This window comes from Atopobacter sp. AH10, assembly GCF_003664595.1.
Classification (GTDB): domain Bacteria; phylum Bacillota; class Bacilli; order Lactobacillales; family Aerococcaceae; genus Atopobacter.
The window spans coordinates 1-11,549 of record NZ_QXPZ01000025.1 but is presented as its reverse complement, the minus strand read 5'-3'; the positions used below and the strand labels follow the sequence as shown (position 1 = coordinate 11,549).

The 11,549-nt window shown below is 31.3% G+C and carries 5 protein-coding genes and 1 pseudogene; 5 read left to right on the top strand and 1 reads right to left on the bottom strand.

Going from position 1 to position 11,549, the window contains the following annotated elements:
* Window positions 1–75: 75 nt before the first annotated feature.
* Window positions 76–813, top strand: a pseudogene (locus D3H64_RS06250) (ABC transporter substrate-binding protein); the annotation flags it as partial.
* A 1,008-nt stretch (window positions 814–1,821) separates the two neighbouring features.
* On the opposite strand, the gene D3H64_RS06245 reads toward D3H64_RS06250, so the two are convergent.
* Window positions 1,822–3,378 carry a transposase gene (locus D3H64_RS06245; RefSeq protein WP_121565418.1) on the bottom strand — a complete coding sequence of 519 codons (1,557 nt, stop codon included), beginning with the start codon at window positions 3,376–3,378 and terminating at the stop codon, window positions 1,822–1,824.
* Window positions 3,379–4,075: 697 nt separating this feature from the next.
* On the opposite strand from D3H64_RS06245, the gene D3H64_RS06235 reads away from it, so the two are divergent.
* From D3H64_RS06235 to D3H64_RS06220, 4 genes are all read left to right on the top strand, one after another.
* Window positions 4,076–4,279, top strand: a complete 204-nt coding sequence (locus D3H64_RS06235) for a hypothetical protein (RefSeq protein WP_121565416.1) — start codon at window positions 4,076–4,078, stop codon at window positions 4,277–4,279.
* A gap of 125 nt (window positions 4,280–4,404) precedes the next feature.
* Window positions 4,405–7,098 carry a type 2 lanthipeptide synthetase LanM gene (gene lanM / locus D3H64_RS06230; RefSeq protein WP_121565415.1) on the top strand — a complete coding sequence of 898 codons (2,694 nt, stop codon included), beginning with the start codon at window positions 4,405–4,407 and terminating at the stop codon, window positions 7,096–7,098.
* Window positions 7,099–7,705: 607 nt separating this feature from the next.
* Window positions 7,706–9,850, top strand: coding sequence for a peptidase domain-containing ABC transporter (locus tag D3H64_RS06225; protein ID WP_121565414.1), 2,145 nt, complete (start codon window positions 7,706–7,708; stop codon window positions 9,848–9,850).
* A complete protein-coding gene (locus tag D3H64_RS06220) occupies window positions 9,851–10,525 on the top strand; it encodes a flavodoxin family protein (RefSeq protein ID WP_121565413.1) in 675 nt (224 codons plus the stop codon). It begins immediately after the preceding gene.
* The last annotated feature ends 1,024 nt before the right edge of the window (window positions 10,526–11,549 follow it).

The window sequence follows — 11,549 nt, the reverse complement described above, 5'->3', positions numbered from 1 at the left end:
GAAATTTACATGGCGTCTTTTTTTTTCACAATTGAGTGGCTAAGTTCATTCTAAAATCCACCTGTTTATTATTTACAATTAAATTTAAATAATCCTCTTTTAAAAGAGATGGATGTTCGAAAAAGTTTGGCATTGGCCATCAACAAAAAAGCTTTAGTGGATCAAATTCTACAAGATGGATCCAAAAGTGTGGATTATTTGATCCCTCATAGCTTAGGTGGGAAAGACCAATCTGCAGAAGACTATCGTTCAGTTTTTAAGATAGAAGGCGAATATGATCCCGATAGGTCTAGACGTTTATTTCAACGTCATTACTATTTTGGAGAAAAGAAGTTACGTTTGTTGATGGAAAGATCGTCTAGTAGCCAAAGTGTTGGAGAATATCTTAAGACACAGATTGAGGATATTTTGCCTGGCCTTAAAGTTGAACCAGTTTATCTTGATCGACACAAATTAATTTCTTCCCTTGAAAAAGGGGACTTTGATATAGCTTTTGCGGGTTGGAATGCAGATTTTGATGATCCTTTATCATTCTTACAAGTCTTTTTGTCCAGTAGTTCCTATAATTATGGACAGTACTTTGACAAAGCTTATGATCAGTTTGTTGAAAAGAGTAGATCCTCTTTATTAAGTGTTCGAAAGAGATGGGAATATTATTATCAAGCTGAAGCACGTTTAATTGATGGAGCGGTCATTATACCCCTTTATCAGCCTTACAATAGTTTTGTGAGGAGTGCCCGACTTAAACATTTGGCTATTAACCCACTCGGACCTCTTTATGATTTGAGAACGATTCAAGTAAATAAAAAATAATTGTTGGTTAAAATGTGAGCGATAGCATGAAGGAAGGGCATCTGTATAATGTTTGCCGCTAACAGAAAAAAGTAGATAAAAAGAGAAGAGACTTTACAATAGAAGTTGGTTCAAATCTAAACGAAAGGTCTCTTCTCCATGAGCATTATAGCAGACATCCTAGAATTAATGAATAAATCAATCTCTCTTCTTGAAATAGAAGAACAACTTATGCACGTTTTTAGCACTTATTTTACAGAGAGTGTTAGTCAGGCGTTAGAAACTATTGACCAACAATTAGTTGCTAGATAGATAGAGGACAGCTCTAAAATCGTCTCACATAAACCATTGTAGAACAGTGGGGGTATGGAAATATTACTGTAGGTGTCTGTGAAAGTGGGCACCGTGTGTTTAGCTATCGAATGAAACATCAAGGTTGCTCATGTACTAAGCAGGGCGTTAGTTGTATGATCACCATAATTACAAGTGTTCACTCTGGGCGCTTGCATTTATATTTGACTCGGAATTATACAGAATGTCCGGTGGATTCTCTCGTGAATATGAGTGCAGCAAAAGCACTTCATAAAAGTAAGCAGATACGGTCATCAATTGGAGTTCACTTTGGAAGGATAGCAAATAATGGGTCAAGTTCTAGTCCGATGTGACCTTTAGTTAAACAATTACCTAGCTAAGCACGCCTCTTTCATAGGAAGGGGTCAGAAAGAAGTGAGCGTATTGATCGGATTTCTGTCCTCAACCTAGGGGAAAAAGTCGCTTCTTGAAAATTACCGACAATGAGTTGACACATACATTCGTTAATTAAGCTTTGAATTTCTTCTTGGCCCACGGTAAAATGTAGTTGGTCATTTTTACCTCCTGGTTGTTTTGCTTTTGGGCTATTAACATTGTATCAGTTTAGGCTTAAATGGCCTTTTTCTTTTTACACAATTATATGGACGCTATCCATTATTGGTGTCACAAGGCATATCTAACCTGAATTCCCTGACTCATAACCATAAACACCACCTATCACCGAGGTGGTGCTATTTTTAACCCTTCATAAATTTGCTCATGTTTACTCAATACATCACCTAAAGTAAAACCAAAAGAGTCATCCCAATAGCCATAAATCTGGTCTAAGTTGTACAACACATCATCAATTGTATAGCTCTTATTTAATCCACTCAGTGCCATTTCTCTCTTAATATAGGCGATAAGGATCAAGGCTATGTGCTGTACAAATAATTTCCCTTCCAAACTTTGTTCGCTAGAAACTCTTGTTCTTCGCGTATTCATTCTATCTTTAATGTTCTCAAAGTTTTTTTCAACTACATCTTTATTGCGATAGAGTCGTAATACTTCTTCACTCGTCAAACTGCTATTGGATAATAATACAAAGTAGCCTGCTTGCCTTTTCTTATTCTCCACTGCTTCTTTTATCAATTGATAACCATTATTCGTCAGTACAAAATATCGTCTAATTTGTTTAATATCGTCAAAAACCTCCGGCTTTTTCCTTAATAGCTCCTCCCATTGCTTTAATTTCCCATCTAATGCCATGCGCTCCTCACTAGCTCGCTGAGGATCATAGTAAACATGTAGCGATACAGGATAGTAGCTGGTTTTTGATGCTGGGAACACTGATTTAAGGTGAATTTCCCGCGCATAAAGAGCATAACTTGGCAAATAATATTGATAGTCATCCAAATCGTCTACAACGGAATTAATAGCATTCTGCACATATTTAAGGGATAATTTACTCCCTAATATAAACGTCATATTTTCCTGACAGAGTTGTACCACATTTTCTTGACTGTAGAAACCTCTGTCCATGACCAAGCGGATATTTTTTCTCTCTAAACCGTCAAACAAGCCAAATAGCCAGGGGAGAGTCTTCACATCAGGGACACTTCCTGTAAGAGGGCGATACATAATTGGCAATCTCGTTTTTTCACTATAGACATAAGCTAAATTCAATTGTGGCAATTGGTCGTGTTCTTTATTAAAACCAAACTGAATATAGGGCAATGTTTGAGAATAGCTTGAAATTGTAGTGGTATCGTAGCACCAAAATTCATCTTCATCTAAACGATTAATTCTTTTTCTAAAAAAACTTTGCTTTTTATTTTCGGTAACTTCTTGAAATATTTTTGAGATAAATTGCGATGTTAATTGAGTATTAGAAAAGAGATGATGTAAGTGACTCCAATTTTCGACTTGTCGCATAGCATTTGTTGGGGCTAAGACCAAGAAGTAAGCTAAATCCAAAAGAACTTGATAATGTTGTGGGAATATGAGTTTAAGATCATCAATCAAATGTACTTTGCGTGCAATGGATTGAAGTAAATAAGTCGAACCAAAGTGCTTATTTGTTACATTTTTAGGATTAAATTTTACTGTTTTTTCTTTTTTCTTAGCATTTCTCATTCGACCATCGGTCGGTACCATTTCTCCAGTTTTTTCATCAATTTTACCAATTAAAGTACGTTTAGCTCGGGATTGCTTCTTTTCTTTGTCCCAGTATGACTTTGATTCATACACGTAAGTTATACCAGACCTTTTATCGAATTGTTTTATTATCGCCATTTATATCACCCGTTATGGATTTATCATATAACCATTTAAAAGTCAACAAAGAAATCGTACAAACACCATAAAATTAGGATTTGTACAACTTAAGCTCGTTATTGGTTGGGGAATTCAGGATCTAAATTCCTCCCTTTTAGTGTCGTAACTTAAGTATAGAGGATTTGGATGTGCCTTTCTCTATACTTAGTTGTTGGTGAATGTAAGCGCTGGTTGAATAAAAAAAAACAGTCTGACCGAACTGGAGGAAAGAGTCCTTCATCGGGAGCAGCGTCAAAGGAAGTCAAGCGAATTACTTGCTGTGACGAAAGGCTTACAGCAAGTTTAAATGAGTTTCTTTGCGAGGTACGAGCATTAGAAACTTATGTGCGTAACGAAGTGGAGCTGAGACTGACTACCTGGGAGACCAAGGCTCGCCAGCTTATGGGACTCTTTCTGCTTTAGCAGATTAGAGTCCTAAATGAGTAGCTAGAGTAGAAGGTCCCGCTGCATTTTCCCGGATGAAGGTAACTCTTATCCGAAAGAATCGGTCATTTTTGTGCTTTATATGACATAGACAGGCTGCAGTCTGTCTCTTTCACCAACCAAAAAAGTATAGAACCTATTTTTGCCATTGAATATAAGAAAACATTTGCAAAAATGGCGTTTAGTATTATAATGGTATCTATAAATTCATATAACACAGGAGGTATTAAGCATGGGAAAAATTAATTTTGAAGGGAAAGTTGATTTAGAACGTTTGGAAAAAATTTCTGGTGCTAGCGGGGATGCTCAAGCTAGGACTACTCCTACGGTTGTAGCACCCTTAACAACACCAGAGTTAACAGCAATTAGTGCGCTAACAGTTGGAATATCAAATTTTGTTACAAAATTTAAAAGTTGTGGCAAAGGTTTTTGTTAATTATATAGATAGCGCCATTGTATCCTATTAATCATTATCTGACTTTCTCACATAAATCATGTAGCTCTAATAGTAATAAGTTTAATACTATTAGAGCTTTTGACTAAAAATAAGGTGATTTATTTATGAAAAAAATATTATTTAGTAATTTTGTTAGGTGGCAAGAAGATAATTGTTTAGAGTTGTTGAAAAAAGAATTCGTAAACCAATTTCCAGTGTTGGATTTTAATTTAATTGAAGATACTTTGCAACAAAAAATTTTATCTATTTCTATATCTGCCCTGATTAAGGATATTCATTTTTGTAAAGAAATTCATAGGATAGGTTCCAGCAAAATAGATTCTAATGAAGTAGAATATGATCAATATAATGGACTTTTTTTAACAAATGATTATCAAAATGAATTTTCTGAACGTTACCCGGTACTTTTAAGGAAAATCACTAAATTAAAACAAAATTTTTTAAATTTTACTAGGCAAATATTGAATTCAATTTATAAAGATCAGAATAGTATTCACGAACATTTTGGAACTCAAAACTTTAAAGCAAGTCAATTGAAAAAAATATATTTTGATGGAGGAGATACTCACAACAAGGGGAAAAGTGTAGTTATTTTAGAATTCAGTAATATAAAATTAGTTTATAAACCACATTCGTTGGCGAATGAAGTGTTCTTCAATGATTTACTGGATCAATTAAATGTTGTCAGTGATACAAAGCTAAAAGTTATCAAAAATATGGATTGCGAAAAATATGGTTACCAAGAATTTATTAAGGAAGAAATCCCCGAGAGTGTTTCTGATGCTAAATGTTATTATTGGAATTTAGGTGCGCTAACTTCTATTGCATATTTTTTAACTTTAACAGATATTCACTTTGATAATATCCTTATGTCGAAAAAGTTTCCGGTTTTTTATGATATTGAGACCCTATTCTCAGCTAAAAAGGATGATTTTAATAATAAGTCTCCGAGAATGAATAATAATGTTTTGAATACTTCCATTTTACCTACTAATCCAACAGAAGTTTTCAAAAATGTTGATATTAGTGGTTTATTTGGAAATTTCTATTATAAAGACGAGCTTTTTGAAAAAAAGATTATTATTAATGAGTTTACTTCTGACATCCAGATAACTCAACAACGTAGTCCTATAGTAAAAAAATCAAAAATAAATAAAGACCTGGAAAGAGCAAACCCTATTTTATATTTGGATCAATTTTTAGGTGGATTTACCTCGTATTCTATTTTCTTATATAAAAGCAAGAGTCTTTTGATAAATTTTATTAAAAGAAAGATTAACTTAAGCAATATTAATAGAGTAATTTTAAGAGATACACAGCTATATGTGGAATTTTTGGATGCTTTATACAATGCAAATTATTTACAAGATGAACAACAGGAAAAAATAATTTTAAACATATTATACAATAATAAAACTTTAAATAAAATAATCATTGAGAGCGAGATAAAGCAACTAAAACAAGGAGATATACCTTATTTTTATTATAGTGTAGTGGGGAGAGATTTAAATGATTATGATGGAGTTGTTAGTAAAAAATATATTGATAATCCAATATATTTAAATGTTTGTGAGTTTATTGAAGGTATAGGAATTGAAGATATTGAGTTTCAAAAAAATTTAATTGAAAAGAGTTTTACTTTAATAAAAGATGATATTTTTTCAAGTGAGCTATGCAGCATAAATGATGGTAGTTACGAAAAAATATCTATGGATTTAATTATAGAAGAATGCAGAAATTACATAGATAGTTTACTAAACAAAAATATTTTTTGTGTAGGAAAATACACTAATCTGCTATCTGTAAAATTATTTCCTACTACTGTTGTAGGTGGCATAGACTATGATTTATATGAAAATTTCGGTATTTTATTAGCGTTGGCAAAATATGATCAAATTGATAAAATATCTCCATATTATAGAATTGTTTCTTCACTTTTCGAGACAGCTTTAGATAGGTATAGACTAGATTTAAATCAGAATAAGGTTACTATATCAGTATTCTCAGGAGTGGGTTCACTAATCTATGTTGCCGCAAATCTTTATAAGACATATGGTGATCAAAAATATTTAGATTGTCTTCAAGAGTTTTTACAAGATTGTTTACCCATCATAGATGATACAGCAAATTTAGATTATATAGATGGACTATCAGGTTTTATTGTTGCAATGTGTAACATTCATAAAAATATCGATTTACCAATTACGATACTTGTATTGAACAAATGTGTAGATAGATTTATGAATTTATTGAATAGTACTTCGTTAAATATAGATGGAATTGGCTTAGCCCACGGAATTGGAGGGCCGCTGTATGCTTTATTGGAGTTGAAAGAAATATTCGGTTCTTCTAAGTTTATTAATGCTATAAATAGTTTATTGAACACGACAGATAAGGATGATATTGATATACTTTGTAATACACCAACATGGTGTAGGGGCGTGACAGGAATCTATCCAATCTGGAAAAAATTATATCATGAGGGATTGTTAGATTATTCTATCGATTTTTTATCTTTGGATGTAACTACGGCAAATGGTAACTCATTATGCCATGGAATTGCAGGCAATTTATTGATGCTAAAATTTTTAAAAGAGGAGGATTTTTTCTCCGAAGAAATTTTATTAATGCAAAATGAATTATTTAAAAATGTGAAAACAAAACAATTTAATCTGAATCAAACTATGAAGCTTTATCAGTCATCTATTTCTGGGCTGATGTTAGGAGAAGCAGGGATTATTTATGGCTTACTTAGTACAGTTAATAATACAGGAAATATTCTTTATTTGACAATTTAATAATAAGACTTTCTGATTTTTAGCTTGGTTAGAGGGTATATTTCAAAACCACCTAATACGAATCAATGAAAATGTTCTAGATTGTTGTAAAATCAAAGTAGATAAGAATGGCTAAAAAATGTTTAATAGCCCTGAAAAGAAATTATAAATGCTTTTTGCATTTGATTTAATAGCGAATAAAATTGTTTAATAATCATATTTTGGAATCCTATTAAGATATTTAAACAATTCGTTAATTATAGTATGTAAAAAACTTTTAAGTTGGATAGGGTTCATTACATTTTAGAATATGTATGTTACTGGTTGCTATTAGTTGGATATTATTCTGTTTTAGTACAGAGAGTCTAAGTACATGCTTCGTTAATAAAATATCCCGGACTACCATGATGTTGTAATAGATAAATTTAAAATTTAATGTAAAAGAGTGTGTAGAAATGATTAGTCATAATGCTAAATAAAAAGGGTACTTATTTAAATACTTGAAATTATTCAAGAATTTGGGCAGAGTGAAAGTTAGTGGCTTTGGACACAGAATGCTAATGATAGGGATTTTTGATCACTTGACTACACTATCGTATTAGAGGTAGTCTTATTGAGGTATAATGAGATGATACAAAGAATAAAATTTTGCCACCAAATAAATGAGACAGAGTGCGGCTTGTGTTGTGTTTCGATGTTATTATCCTATTTTGGATCTTATGTTACTTTAAATTATCTTAGAGAACGGGTTAATTTGGGGAGGGATGGGATAAGTTTTTCACAAATTGTTGAGTTGTTAGGCAATGAAGGCATACAATCAAATGTTTTCGATATCCAAAATATATCAAATTTATCTTTTGAAGTTCCCATGATTGTGCTAGATGAGAATAGGAAACATTTTGCTGTCATAAAAAGAATGAAAAATCATTTGTATATGGTATATGATCCTGAAATTGGAAAATATAAGCTGCCTGTTGAAGATATTCTCGAAAATTTTTCGTACTATTTGATACCTGCTAAGACAGAGAATTTTATTCAAAAAAAAATTGGTCAACATTACTGGAAGTATTTTTTAGCACCAATAAGAGAAAATAGTTTTGATTTTTTTAAATTACTTGTTTTATCTACGATGGTGTATTTTCTAACTACATCTGTAACTTTTATGATTCAAAAAACTATCGATGACTTAAATAGAGGGATTGATAATAGTAATTCCTATCTTGTTTCTGCGGTGTTAATTTCTATAGCATATCTGATTAGTTCTCACTTTAGGAACAAAATTTTTATTGAAATTGAATTGAAGATTGATAAATTTTTGAATATTAGCTTATTTAAGAAAGTTTTAGAATTGCCCTTTTCTTTTTTTAATTCAAGAGGAGAAAATGAAATACTGTATCGAATGAACCTATTAGCTTCTATTAGGTCACTTATTTCAAATGGATTAGTAAATATCATTCTCGATGGTGGCACAGTTGTTTTCTTATTGTTCTACATTTTTGCTTTAAATTACCTATTTGGAGTTGCAATTTTACTTTTGTCAATTGTTCCTATTATGTATATAATTGCAATCAACAGGCGAATACTACTTGTTAATCAAGTAGTATTGTCGGAGCAAAGTAAATTGCTAAAAATTCAAATGGAATTGGTTAATACATTAGAATATCTGAAGATTACAGGAAGTGAAAAAAGCCTATTTAGGAAATTCTCTCAAAAAATAGATGAGTTCTTAGCTTCTTTTAAAAAAGGTGAAAAATTATCTTTTACGAATTCATTGATACTAAATTTTTTTAGCTTGATGTTTCCATTTATTCTTTTATACTCTGGATCATATTTGGGGCTTTTGAGTAAAAATACAGTTGGAGAAAAAGTAATATTGTATTTTATTTCTTCAATGATAATTAGTAAAGAAACAGGATTATTTCAAAATTTCACTAGCTTTGAATTGATAAAAAATATATTAGAGCGAGTAAATGATATTTATTATGCTAAATCTGAGAGTCAAAATTCAGATATTTCACCTATTTCTACTATAGAAAGTTTGGTATTCAAAAATGTGACATTTACGTACTCGGACAATTCTAGTGATATACTAAGCGATCTTAATTTTGAAATAAGAAAAGGTGATAAGGTTGCTTTTGTTGGTGAAACTGGTTCAGGGAAGAGTACAATTTTAAAACTATTATCTGGTTTATACAAACCTAAACATGGTTCTATATTGGTAAATGGACAGAATCTATCATTGATTAACCTCATTTCATATAGGAAATCATTTAGCTATATTCCTCAAAATATAGATTTGATGGATGATACTATATACAATAACTTGCTTCTTGATAAAAAATATGATAGTGGTTACATTAATCGGTGCTTAGAGTGTTCAGAATTAAAAAAAGATGTTGATAATCTTCCTCTTGGTCTCAATACAAGAGTTTCTAGTATTTCTAATAATTTATCAGGTGGGCAAAAACAAAGGATAACTATAGCGAGAGCAATGCTGTATCGAGGTGAAATTTTATTAAGTGATGAAGGGACATCGTCTTTAGATTATATAACAGAAAATAAAATTATGAAATCTTTGGACAAGCAATTTGAGACTCAAGTAATAATTGCGCATAGGCTTTCTACGATAAAAAATTCAGATAAAATTTTCTTTTTATATAAGGGGAAAATTATAGAATACGGAACACATGAAGAATTGTATAAACAGAAAGGAGCCTATTACCAGTTATACAACGCTCAAGAGAATACAGATCCGAAAAAAGGCGGGATTTGAATGAATATTTTTATTTTTTCTGGTGGAGATTCAGAGTCATCTAAAACTAATTATTATATGAAATGGCTTTGTAAAAGATTATGTAATGAAGGGAATATCGTATTCTTTAGGAGTTTATTTGATGATATATTGAGTGGCAAACTAAAAAAGAATAGACTTGCTATAGAGAACGAGATAATAGGTTCGGATATTGTAATTTTTTGTTGTCCAGTTCATTTACACAATGTTTCATCAACGACGAAGGAATTTTTGGATTTATTTGTCGAATGGAGCCATACTTTAAGATTAACAGGAATACTGGGTGTAGTAGTTACTGTTTCATCTAGCAATGGTAACCAATCAGTAAATAAATATTTACATAAGGTATTAAATTATTTTGGAGTAACGGTTTTAGGAAACCTTTCAATCAATCATACTATGGAGGAAGAAAAAGTTAAGAATAAATTATATGATTTTGTGAATTTAGCAAAGGATTTGGATAAATCACAAATTAAGGTAGAGAAGAGGCAAGATGAAATTTTTTTATTGTATAAAGAGTGGTATGAAACCAATAGAAATTTTACTGAGAGTGAGAGAAAGTCACTCGAAAATATAGGAATTAATGTTGCTAAAGATTTTCAGGAACTATTTAATTTAAATTTAAAATCTTACAGATATATTAAGAAACTCGATTGAGGTGCTTTTGATGAGGAAAATATTAAATTTAGTCTATAGCATAGATTATACATTACTTTTGTGCTTATTTTTTGTAGTATACTTTCTTTTAGAAGAAAGTACATTTAAGACAAGTGTATGTGTAATAATTTTTGTTCTCCAACTAATAAATTTTTCAGGAAACTTGAGTACAAAAATTGAAGGTAAGAAAAAGTGAAAAATATTATATTTTTTTAACAGTGTCGTAGTATATAAACATTCATGAGGAAATAGTGCTTTCAGATTAGTTTCAAGGTGTTGAGTCCATTGTACAAATAGCGCAAAGTTCAATTGAATTAAATAATGGTGATTATAATCAAAGTTCCCATGAAGATAATTTGATAAAAAAGGGCAGATATAACTGAAGCTAAGGATATTCAAAATTTTTGGAATATATTATACTTAGCTAATAAATATTTAGATAATAATCAGTTAAATAATAGTAATCAATAAGAAAACAGGGAAGTCTCTAGCAAATTGGAGATTCTAATAATTAAGTTTTTGATGAAGCGGGTAGAAACTTCAGCGATGATTTTAGTTCGAGTATAACACAAGGCATCTGTATAATCTTTGCTGCTAGCAGAAAAAAGTAGACAAAAAGAGAAGAGACTTTACAATAGAAGTTGGTTCAAATCTAAACGAAAGGTCTCTTCTCCATGAGCATTATCGCAGACATCCTATAATTAATGAATAAACTAAGCTCTCTTCTTGAAATAGAAGAACAACTTATGTACGTTTTTAGCACTTATTTTACAGAGAGTGTTAGTCAGGCGTTAGAAACTATTGACCAACAATTAGTTGCTAGATAGATAGAGGACAGCTCTAAAATCGTCTCACATAAACCATTGTAGAACAGTGGGGGTATGGAAATATTACTGTAGGTGTCTGTGAAAGTGGGCACCGTGTGTTTAGCTATCGAATGAAACATCAAGGTTGCTCATGTACTGTGTTTGGCAATTAAAAAATCAACCACTTTGGCAATTAAAATCCAACCAGCGTGGCAATT